The sequence below is a fragment of the Bartonella sp. MU70NMGDW genome, assembly GCF_042194085.1.
Taxonomy (GTDB): domain Bacteria; phylum Pseudomonadota; class Alphaproteobacteria; order Rhizobiales; family Rhizobiaceae; genus Bartonella; species Bartonella grahamii.
In genome coordinates this window covers 1-16,959 of the sequence record NZ_JBHIMK010000039.1, presented here as the reverse complement: position 1 = coordinate 16,959, position 16,959 = coordinate 1, and the positions used below count along the sequence as shown (strand labels likewise).

The 16,959-nt window shown below is 38.3% G+C and carries 15 protein-coding genes; 6 read left to right on the top strand and 9 right to left on the bottom strand.

The window, feature by feature from the left end:
• Positions 1 to 73: 73 nt before the first annotated feature.
• The 6 genes from aroQ to acnA all read right to left on the bottom strand — a co-directional run bounded on the left by aroQ (position 74) and on the right by acnA (position 8,508).
• On the bottom strand, positions 74 to 526 hold the full coding sequence (gene aroQ / locus ACFIKE_RS05310; protein WP_375648582.1) for a type II 3-dehydroquinate dehydratase: 453 nt from the start codon (positions 524 to 526) through the stop codon (positions 74 to 76).
• A gap of 55 nt (positions 527 to 581) precedes the next feature.
• On the bottom strand, positions 582 to 1,715 hold the full coding sequence (gene recF, locus ACFIKE_RS05305; protein WP_375625424.1) for a DNA replication/repair protein RecF: 1,134 nt from the start codon (positions 1,713 to 1,715) through the stop codon (positions 582 to 584).
• Between the two features lie 21 nt (positions 1,716 to 1,736).
• Positions 1,737 to 2,858, bottom strand: coding sequence for a DNA polymerase III subunit beta (dnaN, locus tag ACFIKE_RS05300; RefSeq protein ID WP_375626259.1), 1,122 nt, complete (start codon positions 2,856 to 2,858; stop codon positions 1,737 to 1,739).
• Positions 2,859 to 3,044: 186 nt separating this feature from the next.
• Positions 3,045 to 4,616, bottom strand: coding sequence for a chromosomal replication initiator protein DnaA (dnaA, locus tag ACFIKE_RS05295; RefSeq protein ID WP_375648581.1), 1,572 nt, complete (start codon positions 4,614 to 4,616; stop codon positions 3,045 to 3,047).
• A 700-nt stretch (positions 4,617 to 5,316) separates the two neighbouring features.
• The gene (rpsT, locus tag ACFIKE_RS05290) at positions 5,317 to 5,583 is read right to left on the bottom strand and encodes a 30S ribosomal protein S20 (RefSeq protein WP_375648580.1); all 267 of its coding nucleotides are present in this window, start codon (positions 5,581 to 5,583) and stop codon (positions 5,317 to 5,319) included.
• A 237-nt stretch (positions 5,584 to 5,820) separates the two neighbouring features.
• The gene (acnA, locus tag ACFIKE_RS05285; protein ID WP_375626254.1) at positions 5,821 to 8,508 is read right to left on the bottom strand and encodes an aconitate hydratase AcnA; all 2,688 of its coding nucleotides are present in this window, start codon (positions 8,506 to 8,508) and stop codon (positions 5,821 to 5,823) included.
• Positions 8,509 to 8,804: 296 nt separating this feature from the next.
• Here acnA and ccmA point away from each other — a divergent pair, with 296 nt between their 5' ends.
• The 5 genes from ccmA to ACFIKE_RS05260 are packed head-to-tail and all read left to right on the top strand — an operon-like array spanning position 8,805 to position 11,726.
• Positions 8,805 to 9,416: a heme ABC exporter ATP-binding protein CcmA gene (ccmA, locus tag ACFIKE_RS05280; protein WP_375648579.1), complete on the top strand. Its 612-nt coding sequence runs from the start codon at positions 8,805 to 8,807 to the stop codon at positions 9,414 to 9,416.
• 11 nt (positions 9,417 to 9,427) lie between these two features.
• Positions 9,428 to 10,093 carry a heme exporter protein CcmB gene (gene ccmB / locus ACFIKE_RS05275; RefSeq protein ID WP_375648578.1) on the top strand — a complete coding sequence of 222 codons (666 nt, stop codon included), beginning with the start codon at positions 9,428 to 9,430 and terminating at the stop codon, positions 10,091 to 10,093.
• Positions 10,094 to 10,139: 46 nt separating this feature from the next.
• Positions 10,140 to 10,919 carry a heme ABC transporter permease gene (locus ACFIKE_RS05270; protein WP_375626251.1) on the top strand — a complete coding sequence of 260 codons (780 nt, stop codon included), beginning with the start codon at positions 10,140 to 10,142 and terminating at the stop codon, positions 10,917 to 10,919.
• Complete coding sequence (locus tag ACFIKE_RS05265) at positions 10,907 to 11,158, top strand: hypothetical protein (RefSeq protein ID WP_375625432.1); 252 nt, start codon at positions 10,907 to 10,909, stop codon at positions 11,156 to 11,158. The genes ACFIKE_RS05270 and ACFIKE_RS05265 overlap by 13 nt, the downstream gene beginning before the upstream one ends.
• Positions 11,133 to 11,726, top strand: coding sequence for a DsbE family thiol:disulfide interchange protein (locus ACFIKE_RS05260; protein WP_375625433.1), 594 nt, complete (start codon positions 11,133 to 11,135; stop codon positions 11,724 to 11,726). Before ACFIKE_RS05265 ends, ACFIKE_RS05260 begins: the two co-directional genes overlap by 26 nt.
• 1,101 nt (positions 11,727 to 12,827) lie before the next feature.
• Here the strand turns inward: ACFIKE_RS05260 and ACFIKE_RS05255 are convergent.
• Genes ACFIKE_RS05255 through ACFIKE_RS05245 form a run of 3 tightly spaced genes read right to left on the bottom strand, consistent with a single transcriptional unit; the run spans position 12,828 to position 16,012 of the window.
• Positions 12,828 to 13,829, bottom strand: a complete 1,002-nt coding sequence (locus ACFIKE_RS05255) for an Hsp33 family molecular chaperone (protein WP_375625434.1) — start codon at positions 13,827 to 13,829, stop codon at positions 12,828 to 12,830.
• A gap of 36 nt (positions 13,830 to 13,865) precedes the next feature.
• Entirely contained in the window at positions 13,866 to 14,801 is a 936-nt protein-coding gene (gene argF, locus ACFIKE_RS05250; RefSeq protein ID WP_375625435.1) for an ornithine carbamoyltransferase, read from the bottom strand.
• Positions 14,798 to 16,012 (bottom strand): aspartate aminotransferase family protein, encoded by a 1,215-nt coding sequence (locus ACFIKE_RS05245; protein ID WP_375626245.1) that lies wholly within the window; start codon positions 16,010 to 16,012, stop codon positions 14,798 to 14,800. The genes argF and ACFIKE_RS05245 overlap by 4 nt, the downstream gene beginning before the upstream one ends.
• A gap of 486 nt (positions 16,013 to 16,498) precedes the next feature.
• Between ACFIKE_RS05245 and ACFIKE_RS05240 the strand changes: the two genes are divergently transcribed.
• On the top strand, positions 16,499 to 16,959 hold a 461-nt coding region (locus ACFIKE_RS05240; protein ID WP_375648577.1), incomplete at its 3' end, for a GcrA family cell cycle regulator.

The window sequence follows — 16,959 nt, the reverse complement described above, 5'->3', positions numbered from 1 at the left end:
TACAGATTTGAAAATAATTATCAAGTGAATTCAATGCCTATATTACTCTTATCAAACGCTTATTCTTTACCTATCACAATTTAATTGTTTTGCTTAATTGTTTTGCAATATATTCAAGTGCAAACCAATATCCATCACCTCCACACCCAGTTATGATAGCGTCTACACCTGCAGATGTATAAGAGTAGTGACGAAAAACTTCACGCTGGTAAATATGAGATAAATGAACTTCTACTTTTGGCCCTGAAAACATTTTTAGGGCATCAAGAAGTGCAACAGATGTGTGACTGTAAGCGGCTGGGTTAATAATCAATCCAGAACTTGCCTCTATTGCTTCTTGTATCCATGCTACCAACTGCCCTTCACAATTACTTTGATAAAAATTTATTATGATATCATTTTTTTTTGCCCATTCTCTGCATCTTTTTTCAATATCTTCCAGAGTCTCAGTTCCATAAATTTCTGGCTCACGTTGACCTAGAAAATTTAAATTAGGACCATTTAAAATCGTTATCATCTCAGACATAGCATGCCTTTTCTTTTAGACCTATCACTTATTAAAAATAATATTTAGCATGTTTTTACGACAATAAAGCCCCATCCTTAATCTCAAAGAATTCTGCGCGTCCTTTTAAGTCATCAAATAAAAGACGATCTGTTCCTGTCATAAATGTTTGTACAGCTAAATCATCAAGAATATCAAATAAAGCAGCACGTCGGTGCGAATCAAGATGAGCAGCCATTTCATCAAGAAGAAGAATGGGGGCTTTTTCCGACATCATACCTGTTAGACGAGCATGACACAAAACTAAACCTGTCAGCAGCGCTTTTTGTTCACCTGTTGAACACGATGTTGCTTCTATATTTTTATCAGCATAAAAAACCTGCAAATCTGCGCGATGTGGTCCTTCTAACGTCCGACCAGCAGCACGGTCCATTGCGCGATTATGCCGTAATCGATCACAAAATTGCTCTTCAACTTCAATTGCTGATATTTCACTAAGAGCTGTTTCCAAAAAACCATCAATTTGCAAAAAAGCTCGTGGAAAAGGTATCTGTGATGGCATTTGTGTAAACATATCATTTAAAAGACGAATAACATCAACACGCGCCGCAGAAATAGCTGTCGCCAGTTCTGCCATCTGCTTTTCTAAAGCATCAAACCAAGCACAATCTTCATTTCCATCTAAAAATAAACGATTACGTGCGCGCATAGCTCTATCATAATCGGCTATGCGGCGCCTATGCAAGGGATCAATCGCCAAAACCATACGATCCAAAAAACTACGGCGCTCAAGCGAAGGACCTGTAAAAAGACCATCCATAGACGGTGTTAGGACACTAATATGACAATAATCTGTTAGGCAATCACCCGACTCATTCACACCATTAATATGGACTTTTCGACTGTTATCGCTAACCTCCAAAGCTGTACCAATCTTTACTTCGCCATAAAGAGCGCATTCAAGACGCGCAAATACAACAAATCCTCCACCGCCACCATCTACAAAGCTAACGTCAGAATAAGCAGCACGCCGCAAACCACGACCAGGAGAAAGAAAAGATAACGCCTCTAAAAGATTCGTCTTACCAGCACCGTTATGGCCGGTAAAAACCACATGCTGACCAGAAAAATGAATATTGAAAAAAGGATAATTGCGATAACGTAAAAGCTTCAGCTGCCTCACTGCCACTTTGTGCACATGACTGGCCATGCATTGCAAAACAATTGCCCCCTAAACGCGAATAGGCATCAGTACATAGAGCACATCCGCATCATCATTATCACGAATCAGAGCTGGTGCTCCAGCCTCAGCCAACATAAAAACCATCTCGTCACTTGAAAGCTGCCCAGCAATATCCAAAAGATAACGTGAATTAAATCCTATCTCAAGCGGTTCAGATGCATAAGTTACTGATAATTGATCTTCTGCACTGCCCGAATCTGGGCTATTAACAACAAGCCTTAACTGTCCATGCTCAATCGTTAATTTAACTGCACGCCCCCGATCACTTGAAATCGTTGAAACACGATCAACTGCAGAAGAAAAGTCCTGCCTATTAACAATTAATTCTTTATCATTTCCAAGAGGAATAACACGTTGATAATCCGGAAATGTTCCATCAATTAATTTTGATGTAAAAATCACAGAACCTACAGAAAAACGAATCTTTGTCTCTGAAAGCTCTATACATACATCGCTATCATTTTCTTCTGAAAGAAGTTTTTGCAATTCTCCTACAGCTTTACGGGGAACAATAACACCGGGCATTCCCTCAACTCCTGAAGGAGCTTCCATCTCAACTTGTGCCAAACGATGACCATCAGTTGCAACCAAACGCAATTTCAAAACACCATCATTAATAACATGTAAATAAATACCATTAAGATAATAACGGGTTTCTTCAGTAGAAATAGCAAATTGCGTACAATCAAGTAAATGTTTTAAGCTTGATGCCGATAGAGAAAAACGATAACCAAACTGCCCAGGAAGCGACTCTGGAAAATCTGCCTTCGGAAGACATTGAAGCTGAAAATGTGCACAACCCGAAACAACAGACATTGTGCCTGCTTGATTCTCATCGACGGATAAGACAACTTCATTGCTATCAGGAAGTTTTCGAATGATATCATAGAGCAAATGTGCTGGAACAGTTGTTGCTCCAGCTTGTTTAACATTAACTGCAAAAGATTCCGTAACCTCTAAATCAAGGTCTGTTGCTTTTAACTGCACACGACCATTTTCTGCATCAATCAGCACATTCGATAAAATAGGAACAGTATTACGGCGCTCTACCACACGGTGAACCCGACCAAGAGACTTGAGAAATTGACTGCGATCAACTGTAATACGCATAAAAGCCCCGTATGATTTACTAAAAACTATAAGAATTCCTTAGCATTAAAATAGATCCTCTTCAAAGAATCGCCTGCTAGACTTTATTAAACCTCTCTTAAAATGGCAAGTCACTCCTGCATAAGAAGAAAATAAATCTTTTCATTAAATTCTTTAAAGTTTCTCCAAAGAAAGAAACGATAAACACTATACAGCCTGTTCTCCAATCAAACGCTTAAGCAATTCAAGTTCCTTAGCCAAGGTCTGATCACCACAAACCAAATCTTCAATTTTACGCACAGCGTGTAAAACTGTTGTATGATCACGTCCACCAAAACGACGCCCAATTTCTGGCAACGAGCGAGGAGTTAATACTTTTGCTAAATACATTGCAACTTGCCGTGGCTTCACAACCGTACGTGTTCGACGATTAGATAACAAGTCCTGTTTAGAAACATTATAATGACGTGCTACCGTACGCTGAATTTCTTCAATCCGAATACGCTTAGGTTCACCAGGACGTGTCAAGTGACCTAATAACTCATCAATCCGCTCTAAAGATAAATCAGACTCAAAAGATTGGCGAAACAAGAGCTGATTAAATGCACCTTCAATATCACGCCCCGACCCTAAAACCGTTTTCGCAATATATTCCAAGATATCATCAGAAATTGATACCATGCCATCATCTTGTTGTGCCACCTTCAACCGCTGGCGCAACATTTGCAAACGCATTTCATAATCTGGTGCTTCAATTTCAAGAGCTACCCCTCCCTGAAGACGAGAACGAACGCGAAGATCAAGCGATTCTAATTCTGCTGGCGGACGATCTGCAGCGACAACAACTTGTTTTGCACTATCAAGCAACATATTAAGCAAATGGCAAAACTCATGTTGTATCGACTTACCCTGCAAAAACTGCATATCATCAATAATCAAAAGGTCGATATCACGAAGCTGCTCTTTAAAAGAAAGAGCATCATTATCACGAATAGCTGTTGCAAAACGCCACATAAAATATTCAGCAGTTAAATAAATGACACGCGCAGACGTTAAACGCTTCAATGCAGAAGCAGCAATTGCTTGAAGCAAATGTGTTTTTCCTAAACCAACAGATGCGTGAATAAAAAGAGGATTAAAACGCAAAGCACTTTTATGCCCCTCCGCAATTGAACGCGCAGCTGCTAAAGCAACACGATTAGAAGCCCCCTCAACAAAACTTTCAAAAGTATAGCGAGAATCAAGTGGAGATCCAAAAACTCCCGTTTGAGAACTCTTAACTGAATGCTCTGCACAACTTTCAACAAAAGATGAAGTCGCTTGCTCCTCTAGCACAGCAGAAGGAACACTTCTTTTACAAACGACGTCTCTTGAAACGCGTTCCATACCACGAACAATAACTTCAACACGAAGAATTGCTGAATTCTCTTGTTTCCATAAATGAGTCAAAAGAGAACCATAGTGATTATTAATCCATGAACGTAAAAAAGCTGTAGGAACAGAAAGCTTTACAAGAGTATGGCTATATTCAGCAAGCTTCACACGTCCAAACCAACTGGTATAAGCCTCAACACCAACCTGCACCTTTAATTGCGCCATAACACGTATAAAAGCCGCCGCACTTTCCTCCTCTGAAACAATAGAATGCCCTATAGAAGCATTTCTACAAACGTCCTCATCACTCTCTGTCATCCTATTCTTTATTATGTTCTCTGCCGACAGGATATTCACCGAAACCCTTTTAAAGGAACTAGCTTTAGAGTTCAATTTATCCACCATCTTTCATCCTGATAAAAATAAAATTCTGTCCTGCCAAACAGCTAAAATAAATCTAGCGAAGGCAAAACGCCCTACCCCAAATAAGATTACTCACCCTCCCCTAGGATAGCCTCATCACAACCCCACTAACAAAGATGACCAATAAGATTTACTTGCACTCATGATATGACCCACCCTTCTAAAATGGTAAACATATCTATTCAGAAAACTAAAAAATCGTCAGAAAACCTCCCCAGCACAAAAGCTTCAAAAAGCCTAAGTCAAAACATCTTGTACTCAACAAAATACAGAACAATGTGCTGGTGTGACCCCTTCATGCTTTTTAGTCTTCATAAGAACCATACAAAACAGCAGAGGTAAAATGCAAGAGGTCAAAATAAAATCAAAAAACCCGAAAAAAATGCTTGTATCAATGAGGAATGAAAAAAATATTGATTCAATTCATTTTTTTTCTCTAAATTTACCAACAATTAAAGAATCTCTTCAGATTTAAAAAAAAAAATAAAATGCTTGACAAAAAAGACTCTGTAAAAATCCACAAAGCTTGTGGATAACCATACCCCTCCTATAAACTTTCTCTCCTTTTTCAAGAGGAGAATCATTATCGATTCTTATTTTCGATAGAAACTTTTTGAAATAATAAACAAAAAGCCAGCATCCTCATGGATACTGGCTTGATTCTCAATAAAGGAGAAAAAGCTTAAACGCTGAGAGCCTTCAAACGTTTAGCTAAACGCGATACTTTCCTCGCAGCAGAATTTTTATGAAAAACTCCTTTAGAAACCGCACGCATAATTTCAGGCTCAAAATTCTTAAATGCAATCTCTGCAGATGCCTTATCACCACCCGCTAAAGCATCATCAAACTTACGTATAAAGGTACGAACGCGCGAACGGCGGGCCCTATTAACCTGTGTGCGCGCCGTAACCTTGCGCACCGCTTTTCGAGCAGAAGGTGTATTCGCCATAAATATAATCTCTCTTTCAACACCTTGGTAAAATGAGTCTAAAGAACAACTCTACCAATATAAATAAATTCAACCCAAGCAAAACTATAAAGCTGCCTATAACTGTGTGGCTTATAGCGCAATCCCAAAGCTAACGTCAATTAGATTTTCAAAGATAGTCATAAAAAAACGAAGCCAAACTCTTTGATCCGCAGCTTTATAGCTTAATAATAGACATTCCTTAACAAATAAAAGAATTTAAACGGCCAACTTACGCAAGACATATTGCAAAATCCCCCCATGATGCAAATAATCTAGCTCATCTTCAGTATCAATACGGCATAATAACGGAGCGGTTTTTATCGTACCATCAGAAAAAGTAATTTTCGCTACTGTCTTTTGACGAGGTTTCAAGTTATGAATTCCTTCAATTGTCACCTTTTCATCTCCCTTTAAGCCTAAAGATGTCCAACTTACACCCTCCTCAAAGACAAAGGGAACAATGCCCATACCAACAAGATTAGAGCGATGAATCCTTTCAAAAGACTGTACAATCACTGCTTTTATACCAAGAAGATTGGTGCCTTTGGCTGCCCAATCGCGCGATGATCCATTGCCATATTCAATACCAGCAAAAACAACGAGTGGAGTACCTTCTTGTTTATACGCCATTGCCGCATCGTAAATGGCTTGTTCTACCGCTGACGGATAATGAACCGTATAACCTCCTTCTCGACCATTTTCTCCCAACATGAAATTACGAATGCGAATATTGGCAAAGGTCCCACGCACCATAACTTCGTGATTCCCACGACGCGTTCCATACTGATTAAAATCAGCCACTTTAACACCATGATCCATTAAATATTTTCCGGCAGGAGAAGCTGCTTTAATAGAACCAGCAGGAGAAATATGATCCGTCGTGATTTTATCACCAAATAAACCTAAAATCCGTGCATCTTTAATATCTGGTAAGATATCAGGTGTTTTCTGCATATCATCGAAATAAGGTGGATTGCGTACATAGGTGGATTGCTCATCCCAAGAATAGGTAGAACCCGTAGGAATCTGAACTTTTTGCCAATTTTCATCTCCCTTAAAAACATCTGCATACTTTTCAGCAAAAACCTTACGCGTGACATTTTTTTCGATGAATTCCTGTATTTCTTGAGAAGTTGGCCAAATATCTCTCAAATAAATGGGTTGGCCATTTGAATCTTCACCAAGAGGTTCCTTGGTTAAATCTTTACACACCGTCCCGATGAGCGCATGTGCAACAACTAACGGTGGTGAAGCTAAATAATTCGCTTGCACATCAGGGGAAACACGCCCTTCAAAATTACGATTTCCTGAAAGAACTGCAGATGCAACTATACCATTGTCATTAATCGTTTTGGAAATAGCTGGATGCAAAGGACCAGAATTCCCAATACATGTTGTGCACCCAAATCCTACTAAGTTAAATCCTAATGCATCTAAATCTTTTTGCAGACCCGAATTTTGAAGGTAAGCTTCAACAACTTGTGAACCAGGTGCAAGAGAAGTTTTTACCCATGGCTTGCTCTTGAGACCTTTTGCCACAGCATTTCGTGCCAAAAGACCCGCTGCAATAAGAACACTTGGATTCGATGTATTCGTACACGACGTAATCGCAGCGATCACCACATCACCGTGACCAAGCGTATATTCTTCACCCTCGACCTGATAACGCTTATCTTGTTCAGAAGTCTTCTTATAGTCTTCGACCAATGCCTTCTCAAAACCCTGCCCAACGTTTTCCAATGCAATACGTCCTTCAGGACGTTTAGGACCAGCCATAGAAGGAACAACAGTTCCCATATCCAATTCAATTGTATCACTAAAAATGGGATGAGCCACCATTTCGTCATGCCACATCCCTTGTGCTTTGGTGTAAGCTTCTACTAAGGCAATCCGATTTTCATCACGCCCTGTCATATTGAGATAACGCACTGTCTCCTTATCAATTGGGAAAAAACCACACGTCGCTCCATATTCAGGTGCCATATTTCCAATCGTTGCCCGATCAGCAAGCGTCATCTGCTCCAAACCAGGACCAAAAAACTCAACAAATTTACCGACAACACCCTTCCGGCGTAGCATTTGAGTCACCGTCAATACGAGATCGGTGGCTGTTACACCTTCTTTAAGTTTACCTGTTAGACGAAAACCAATCACTTCAGGTAACAACATAGAAACAGGTTGACCTAACATTGCTGCTTCTGCTTCAATACCACCAACACCCCAACCTAAAACCCCTAAACCATTCACCATAGTCGTATGCGAATCAGTTCCCACACAGGTGTCAGGATAAATCGTCTCACAGCCCTCTTCATTCTTCATCCATACACATTGTGCTAAATATTCTAGGTTAACCTGATGACAAATCCCTGTTCCTGGAGGAACAACGCGAAAATTTTGAAAGGCTTGCTGCCCCCATTTAAGGAAACGATAGCGTTCACCATTGCGTTCATATTCATGCTCAACGTTTTCCTTAAAAGCCATGGAATTGCCAAAAGCATCAACAATAACTGAGTGATCAATGATGAGATCAACGGGAATGAGAGGATTGATTTTTTCAGCGTTACCGCCAAGTTTAACCATAGCATCACGCATTGCAGAAAGATCAACAACTGCTGGAACACCTGTAAAATCCTGCATAAGAACACGTGCAGGACGGTAAGCAATTTCTGCCCCAGCGCTCCCTTTGTCGTTTAACCACTTAGCAACATTGAGGACATCCTCTTTTTTAACTGTGCGACCATCTTCAAATCGCAATAAATTTTCGAGAATAACTTTCATCGAAAACGGTAAACGAGAAACACCTTCAAGCCCATTCTTCTCCGCTTCGATCAAGCTATAATAAGTATATTCTTTGCCACCAACATTTAATACTCTGCGACAATTAAAGCTATCAATTTGAGTCATGACTGTCCACCCTCATACTATAACCACCCAATTTCCAGGAATGAACAACACAAACTACGATTCAAGGTCGCAGCTTGAGCGCAGACGCTATCACCTCCGCTATCCATTTCCCCCTCCACCTCTCATAGGCAAATGCGGAAATCAGCGCCAGAAACCATTTTACACCAGATATTGATGTAAGGTATCCCTTATAGAACTATTTCTAGAACTATTCTAGGTACAATTGCACAAAAAATGTGTTTTTTATTCTATAATGCAATAAAGAATATGAAAATAAAAACAAAATAGGTAATCACATGGTGTTATCAGGCAAAGATTTAGCCGCTTACAGAAACGAGGAAATTCTGTTTAAAGGTCTTTCTTTTTGTTTATTTTCACAGCAACTGATGACAATCACCGGTCCTAATGGTATCGGAAAGTCTACATTACTCCGAATCATTGTCGGTCTTCTTGAAGCTGCTGAAGGTCATATAATACTTAAAGACCATGATCAAATATACCCTGTTGCAACTGCGTGTCATTATCTTGGTCCTCAAAATGCTATGAAACCTCTCTTATCTGTCATTGACAATTTGCAATTTTGGGCAGATTTTTACGGTCAACATTTACGCTTTGTGCATGAGGTTCTTGCCGATATTGGTCTTTCTAACCTTGAACATTTACCCTTTAAAGCTCTATCAACTGGACAACAAAGACGCGTAGCTATTGCTCGCCTTTTGCTCTCCTATCGTCCTCTTTGGATTTTAGATGAACCAATATCTGGGCTTGATAACCATGCTCAAAAACTCCTTGCTCGTATTTTCCAGCGTCATCTCAATCAAGGTGGTATGATTATCGCTGCAACTCATAATTCCCTAGGTATTCCAGAAAACCATAAAATCGCTCTGGAAAATTTTTTACCTCTCTAGGAGAGAATAAAATGAAAGCACTGTTCTGGCGTGACCTTAAACTATTATTAGCGCCACAAGCCTCTTCACTAACAGGACTATTGTTTTTTATCGCTGTTGTTGTCATAACCCCCTTTGCCATTGGACCAGATCCCAAAATTCTTGCACAAATAGGGCCTGGTATATTGTGGTTTGGAGCCCTTCTTGCAGGACTCCTCAATCTGAACAAACTTTTCCAAATCGATCGCGATGATGGTAATCTCGACCAATTTATCCTTTCAGGAAAAAGACAAAGTTTTACACTAATTGTCTTTACCAAATGTCTTGCCCATTGGGTAGGAACAATGCTTCCTCTTATTTTTGCTACACCTATTTTAGCCCTCATGCTCCATTTAGATGTAGCAATAACTTTTACAACAATACTTACCCTTTTATGCGGAACACCAGCCATTATTTTTATTGGCGCTATAGGTGCTGCGCTCGCAACCTCATTGTTGCACAGTACTCTGCTTATTTTTATCATTATCTTGCCGTGGATCATTCCAATTATGATTTTTGGTGTTTCGACTGCTACAGCCCCAATAAATCCAAATATTTCTTTTCTCACGTCCTTGGCTCTTCTCAGCGCTTTTTCACTTCTTTTGAGTCTCTTTGGCTCTTTTGTTGCTGCGATAACGCTTAAACTTTTATCAGAATAATAAAAGATGATTGCCGCATTGAAAAACTCTGCCTATTATGAATTTCATGAATGAACTATCTCGTCCATATAAAATCAGGTCACTCCCTGAAAGTTTTATCCTTTTTATGAAAATAAGCAGTGTCGTCTTACCTTGGTTGGCCGGTATAACATTGTGTTTCCTTATTTTAGGGCTTATTCTGGTGATGCATTCCCCTGATGACTATCAACAAGGCATTACTGTTAAGATTATGTACCTTCATGTACCCTTTGCGTGGTTGTCTACATTCTGTTATGTAACGATGAGTGCAGCAGCATTAGGAAATCTGATTTGGAAATATCATCTTGCTGATGTGGCCCTTAAATGTGGGGCGCCTATTGGGGCAATTTTTACCGCCTTGGCTCTCATGACAGGAGCACTTTGGGGGCGACCTACATGGGGAACATGGTGGGTCTGGGATGCACGTTTAACATCAGTTTTAATTCTGCTTTTTATCTATCTTTCCATTATCCTGCTCGGACGTGCTTTTGAAAACCAAGTAAAAGGTGCTCGCGCTACTGCAATTCTTACACTTGTTGGATTTGTTAATATCCCTGTTATTAAATTTTCCGTTAATTGGTGGAATACATTGCATCAGCCAGCATCATTGTTACGTGCTGGAGGATCAACAATCGACAATGCTATGTTATGGCCTCTTATAACAATGCTATTTTGTTTCATCTTTATGTTTATTGCGCTCTATTTGATGGCTATGCGAAATGAAATCAATAGTCATTATATCCGAATACTTCAGATTAAAAAATCCCGCCGTGCACAACAACAGGACTCTTCATCATGCTCGACCTAAATGGCATCCAGGGCGGACTTTTAGGAAATCTATCTCAGAAAATTGATTTTTTCCTTAGCACCCTTAAACACGAGCAAATTGTTGTTTTAAGCTATGTGCTTTCTGCAATATCCCTCTTATGTCTTATTGGATATATTCTTTGTAAAGCCCTATACCAAAAAAAAATTCTCCAACAGCTAAACAAAAAAGAGCTGCCACAAAAAGAAAAGTATAATGAAAAACATCCCTCCAAAACTTAAAAAAAATATATCTTTGCCTGTTCTGCTTGTTTTTTTTGGACCATTTGTGCTTTTTCTTCTTCTCATGGTGTTTTTTTTCAACTTTATGGATAAAAAATACCTTCAAGATTCTTCTCTTCTCCCAAACGCATTAGCTGAAAAATCTGCTCCCAATATTCATCTTCCTCTTCTTGATAAAGAAAGTTATCTCAATTCAAAACAGTTTAAAGGACGTGTCACATTGGTTAACTTTTGGGGCTCTTGGTGTTTGCCATGCCGCGAAGAGCATCCTATTCTTATGAAAATTGCACAAGATAAACGTTTTGATCTGATTGGTATTAATTATAAAGATAACAAAACAAACGCCCTGCGCTTTTTAAACAATTTTGGTAATCCTTTTAAATTTATTGGCTTTGATGTTTCAGGATATACAGCCATTGATTGGGGAATATATGGACCCCCAGAAACCTTTCTCTTGAATAAAGAGAGCATCATTATTGTCAAACATGTTGGTCCCTTAACATGGAAAATTTATCAAAAAAAAATTCTACCAAAAATTGAACAAGCGCTCATGACAGAAGAAAAATAAAATATCAACATATTGATTTATAAATAATAATTTACCATTTTTATCTATTAAATGAAAATGCCCTATACTATGAGATTTTTAAAATTTCTATATGTTGAATCAAAAAAACATTTAAGATAAAGACTAAAAATACCTTTTATGAATTGTCTAAACGTGAAAATAATTGGCAATATTTTAAGTTGAAAAATATAATAATGCAGGTTTGTAAAAACATAACGTTTTATCATGCTATGTATGCTATTTTATTTATATGGATCCTCATTCTTCTTAGGAAAATTTGACAAGAGCATTACCATTGTTGATTCAAAAACATGTGCAAAGAAATATCTGTAGAGCAAACCTCCCAAGTATGACAAAAATTTAAGTAGTTTTCATTTTTTTAGCGATTAAATATCTGTTTGGGAGCTTTATTTTTGATTATTTGGACAAAACAATATTGTTATAGAAACATCGTTAGATTAGTGAAAGAAACCAACTATTATTTTCAAAATCATATAGTGTTCTGTCTCCGCTTTTTTATCTGAAATGCACATTGTTATGAGGGGACTTCACCACTATTTTCATCTTTATAAAATAACAAATCCATTCCTTCGCAGCGTTATTGGTATATTTATTCCCATTATACTATCTGTTCGTAATAGACTCCATAAATTCCATATTGAGTCTATACATTCTTATTCTTTCGATAATTTATCTTATGATTATAACTAATAAGCTTTTTTGACTCTTAATAAGATAAATTCGAGTAAGCAAATATGACTATAATCAAAAAATCTCATTTAACAGAAAAGATAAGTTATGAGTACATGATCAATCTATCAATGAATATTATAAAAGAATTCATTGTAAGAAATAGGCTTTTGAGATGAAAAAAATAAACAAGAAGCTTTTTCGAGAGGAGAAAATATATTTTACAGAGAACTCTTTTTTAAGCACTCTGTGACGTGATTACTGATTTCAACAGAAAGATCACTCGTATACATTAAAAAACTCTAAGACAAGAAATATTCTAGAAGTTTATATGAGCTTATGGGTAAACTTTTATAACGCAAATAAAATAGGCTTTTGTTGCAATCATCATTTTTTATGAAAAATATTTGATTATGTTTTTTCTTCTAAAAAATCTTGCGGTGTAAAACAATACGTTTTTGAGCAAAATTCACATGTGACTGAAATATATTTATTTTTAACCATTTTATTGCGTTCATCAATAGAAAATCCTTCTAGGATTCCTTTAATTTTTTCGTGTGAACAAGAACATTGATCGACAAGAGAAAAAGGATTAAAAACTCTAACACCTTGTTCATGAAAAAGACGGAACAAGAGCTGTTTACTACCAACTTGGGGATCTGTTAATTCTGAACTTTCAATCGTTGCCATGAGTATTTTAGCTTCCTGCCATTGGTTATCCAATTGGGTGTGGGTTTTCGTTTCTTCTCGCTTTTGATGAGAGACATCTATTTTATGATGAGAGGATTCTTGAGGTAAAAGTTGGATCAAAATACCTCCAGCTCGCCAGCTTTTCTGCGTTTTTCCTTGTTGGTCACGATTAATTAATATAGCAACAGCCAAACGGATATCGGTAGGAATTTGTTCTGATTGATCAAAATAAATACGAGAAGCTTCTTGTAAATTTGATCCATCTAATGCAACTATCCCTTGATAGGGTTGCATATGGGGACCTTGATCAATTGTGAAGGCTAAAGTGCCTTTCCCTAAAAGGGTTTCTGAAGAGATTTGATTATTGTCTATGGCTTGTTTAAGCTGTTCTTTATCAAAACGAGCGTATCCACGTAAACTGGAAGGAGGCGAAAAATCGCATACCAACATATTAACCGGTCCATCGGAATGAGTTTGTAAAATAAATTTTCCCGTAAGCTTTAGAGAAGTTCCAAGCAGAACAGTTAAAAGTAAAGCTTCTGCTAGAAGATAAGAAACCGGTTCAGGGTATTGATGTCTGTTAAGAATAGAATTTAAAGTTTCCCCAAGTTGTACGGCACGTCCACGGATATCAAGTTCTTCGACTTGAAAGGGAATAACAGTATCATCTTCATGCAAGAAGTTGTTGTCGAGAGAGGCTTCATCTTTAGCTTGTTTACTCATAGCTTTGCCTTTTTTATATAATTTGTTGTAGAGGAGCTATTGTGGAGAGAAAAACGCATCTTGTAAACACCAAGAAAGAATTGCTTTTTGAGCATGAAGACGATTTTCAGCCTCATCGAAAACAACGGAGTGCGGTCCATCAATCACAGAATCAACCACTTCTTCACCACGATGAGCAGGAAGACAATGCATAAAAAGAGCATCAGATTTTGCTAATTTCATGAGAGCTTCATTGACTTGATAAGGCTGAAAAATAGAACGACTGCGAGCACGAAATTCTTGTCCCATGGAGACCCATGTATCGGTCATAATACAATCAGCATCTTGAGCTGCTTTTTGGGGACTATGAGTTAGTGTAAGGTGTGCTCCTCGTTCACGTGCCCAATGTATAAATTTTTCTTGTGGTTCACTGCCCTTTGGAGTAGCAATACGCAAATGAAAATCAAAAAGAGCTGCGGCCTCAATTAAGGAATGGAGCACATTATTACCATCCCCCATCCACGCGAATATTTTGCCAGCAATTGGCCCCCGATGCTCTTCATAGGTTAATATATCTGCTAAAATTTGGCAAGGATGTGTATCATCTGTAAGGGCATTAATGACAGGAATTTGTGCATATTGTGCCAATTCGAGCATACGTTGATGTTTTGTTGTTCGTAATATCACGATATCCACAAAACGGGATAAAACACGAGCTGTGTCAGCTATAGTTTCACTATGACCAAGCTGCATCTCTGAACCCGTGAGCATGATTGTATCTCCCCCAAGCTGGCGCATACTGATATCGAATGAAATACGGGTTCGTGTGGATGGTTTTTCAAAAATCATCGCAAGTGTTTTACCCATAAAAGGTTTTGAACCTTTCCCTGCTTTAAAAGACGCTTTAAGGATTTTTGCATAATCGATCAGTGCGCGCGCTATTGCTGGCGTTAAAATGGATAAGTCCGTGAAATGACGAAGAGCATTTGTCATGTGTGTAATATTTGTCTTTCTTTGTTTACTTGCGAAAGATAAGCTATTGCTTTTTCAATACGATGCAAACTTTCATCTATTTCTTCTTCCCTAATGATAAGAGGAGGCAATAAGCGCACAACGTTGTTGTTGGCAGCAACACTTAAGAGATATTCATTTTCTAAAGCATTAACGACAAGATTTGAAGGCACAACACACTGAATACCCACCATTAGGCCCATCCCCTGAACTGCGCAGATAATATCAGGATAGATATTGAGAATGTGCAAAAGTCCACTTTTTAGTTTATCCCCCATGCGCTGAACATGGTTGAGAAAATTTGGCTCTAACAAAATATCAAGAACACTATTTCCTACAGCCATTCCAAGAAGATTTCCTCCAAAGGTTGAACCATGGGTCCCAAGTGTCATGCTTTTTGCAACTTTATCAGTTGCAAGGCAAGCACCTAATGGAAATCCTCCTCCTAATCCTTTTGCGAGGGTAAGTATATCAGGAAAGACATCACTCCATTCATAAGCAAAAAGCTTTCCTGTTCGTCCTATACCCGTTTGGACTTCATCCAAAATCAATAACAGACCATTATCATCGCATATTTTGCGCAAAAATCTTAAATATTCATGAGGGACCGTTCGTATTCCTCCTTCTCCTTGAATAGGTTCAATAAGAATAGCGGCGGTATTTTTATTAATAGCGTTACGCAAAGCGATTTCATCACAAAAAGGTACTTGAATAAATCCACCAGCTTTAGGTCCAAAGCCTTCAAGATATTTTTCATGCCCAGTCGCAGCAAGTGCTGCAAGTGTACGTCCATGGAATGCCCCTTCAAAAGTAATTATTTCAATGCGTTCTGAATGACCCGCAGCATAGTAATAATGACGCGCCGTTTTGAATGCGCATTCCAATGCTTCAGTGCCTGAATTGCAGAAAAAAACCTTATCCGCAAAACTATTTGCACAAAGCCGCGTAGCAAGAGCTGATTGTTCAGGGGATTGAAAAATATTAGAAACATGCCAAAGTTTTTCAGCTTGCATTTTGAGCGCATCAACTAATTTTGGATGTGAATACCCTAATGCATTAACAGCAATGCCAGATGTGAAATCAAGATAATGTTCTCCCTTATCGGAAATAAGCCATACACCATGCCCCTGTTCAAAATGCAAATCTCGTCGTGCGAAGCATTCATAAAGTGGTTGTATAGAGACGGCATCCATCATAATTTCCTTTATATTTTAACCTTTTCAATATATATACAAAGCAACACTACAAATAAAATAACATGGTACATTTCGTTACGGTGCTTTCAACATTTCATTACGATTAATGATTACACCTATGGAATAGATCATTACACCAATTGAAAAAAAGTCAATGAAGGTTCTACAAATAAGCATTTTTGGAAAAATCCTTAAACAAAAGTAAAAGTTTAACCTATGATTGATTTGCAAGTTGGGGAAAACATTCTAAATAAACTCTTCAAGAGGTAAAGACTCTTGTCATAGAGTGAGTGCATATTGTAATTTATTATATAATAAGCAAGATGATGTGTTTTGGTTTGTAAGTCCAAAGGTTGGATGATTTTCTTATGCTCGCTTAGAGTGTAAAATTCTTTCATTCAGCGTAGTGAAAACATTATTAAAACATTTGAAGATGCAAAGGGGGAGAGCATCTTAGTGACGTAATCGGAATGGAGTGCTGGTATGGGTTGGACATGTGAACGCGTTGAGCTTCTTAAAAAGCTTTGGAGTGAAGGGTTAAGTGCAAGTCAAATTGCTGCTCAATTAGGTGGGGTCAGCAGGAACGCAGTCATCGGCAAAGTGCACCGATTAAAGTTGCCAGGACGCGGTAAAACAGCACAAGGAAGTGCGCGTACGCAAAAAACCGCCGTGGGAAGCAGCCCATCATCTCCACGTGTGCGTCGCAACACATCCACGGTATCGCCAATAAACACATCATCTGTAGGTATTGAAGAACCAGTTTTAAAGACAGAATTTGTAGCAGAAGATGTAAAAGAAGTTGATATGTCCACAAAATCCAATGTAGTTGTGCCTATATCACGTCAACTTAATCTTTTACAATTGAGTGAAAATACATGTAGATGGCCGGTTGGCGATCCATTATCAGCAGATTTTCATTTTTGTGGTGCAGATTCTGATGAAAA

What these genes read in the sequence shown, in the direction of transcription:
- argF (WP_375625435.1), bottom strand. Translation starts at nt 14,801, where the DNA reads ATGACAAATGCTCTTCGTCATTTCACGGACTTATCCATTTTAACGCCA.
- ccmA (WP_375648579.1), top strand. Translation starts at nt 8,805, where the DNA reads ATGGTGTTATCAGGCAAAGATTTAGCCGCTTACAGAAACGAGGAAATT.
- ccmB (WP_375648578.1), top strand. Translation starts at nt 9,428, where the DNA reads ATGAAAGCACTGTTCTGGCGTGACCTTAAACTATTATTAGCGCCACAA.
- ACFIKE_RS05265 (WP_375625432.1), top strand. Translation starts at nt 10,907, where the DNA reads ATGCTCGACCTAAATGGCATCCAGGGCGGACTTTTAGGAAATCTATCT.
- ACFIKE_RS05260 (WP_375625433.1), top strand. Translation starts at nt 11,133, where the DNA reads ATGAAAAACATCCCTCCAAAACTTAAAAAAAATATATCTTTGCCTGTT.
- dnaN (WP_375626259.1), bottom strand. Translation starts at nt 2,858, where the DNA reads ATGCGTATTACAGTTGATCGCAGTCAATTTCTCAAGTCTCTTGGTCGG.
- ACFIKE_RS05255 (WP_375625434.1), bottom strand. Translation starts at nt 13,829, where the DNA reads ATGAGTAAACAAGCTAAAGATGAAGCCTCTCTCGACAACAACTTCTTG.
- aroQ (WP_375648582.1), bottom strand. Translation starts at nt 526, where the DNA reads ATGTCTGAGATGATAACGATTTTAAATGGTCCTAATTTAAATTTTCTA.
- ACFIKE_RS05245 (WP_375626245.1), bottom strand. Translation starts at nt 16,012, where the DNA reads ATGGATGCCGTCTCTATACAACCACTTTATGAATGCTTCGCACGACGA.
- rpsT (WP_375648580.1), bottom strand. Translation starts at nt 5,583, where the DNA reads ATGGCGAATACACCTTCTGCTCGAAAAGCGGTGCGCAAGGTTACGGCG.
- dnaA (WP_375648581.1), bottom strand. Translation starts at nt 4,616, where the DNA reads ATGGTGGATAAATTGAACTCTAAAGCTAGTTCCTTTAAAAGGGTTTCG.
- acnA (WP_375626254.1), bottom strand. Translation starts at nt 8,508, where the DNA reads ATGACTCAAATTGATAGCTTTAATTGTCGCAGAGTATTAAATGTTGGT.
- recF (WP_375625424.1), bottom strand. Translation starts at nt 1,715, where the DNA reads ATGGCCAGTCATGTGCACAAAGTGGCAGTGAGGCAGCTGAAGCTTTTA.
- ACFIKE_RS05270 (WP_375626251.1), top strand. Translation starts at nt 10,140, where the DNA reads ATGAATGAACTATCTCGTCCATATAAAATCAGGTCACTCCCTGAAAGT.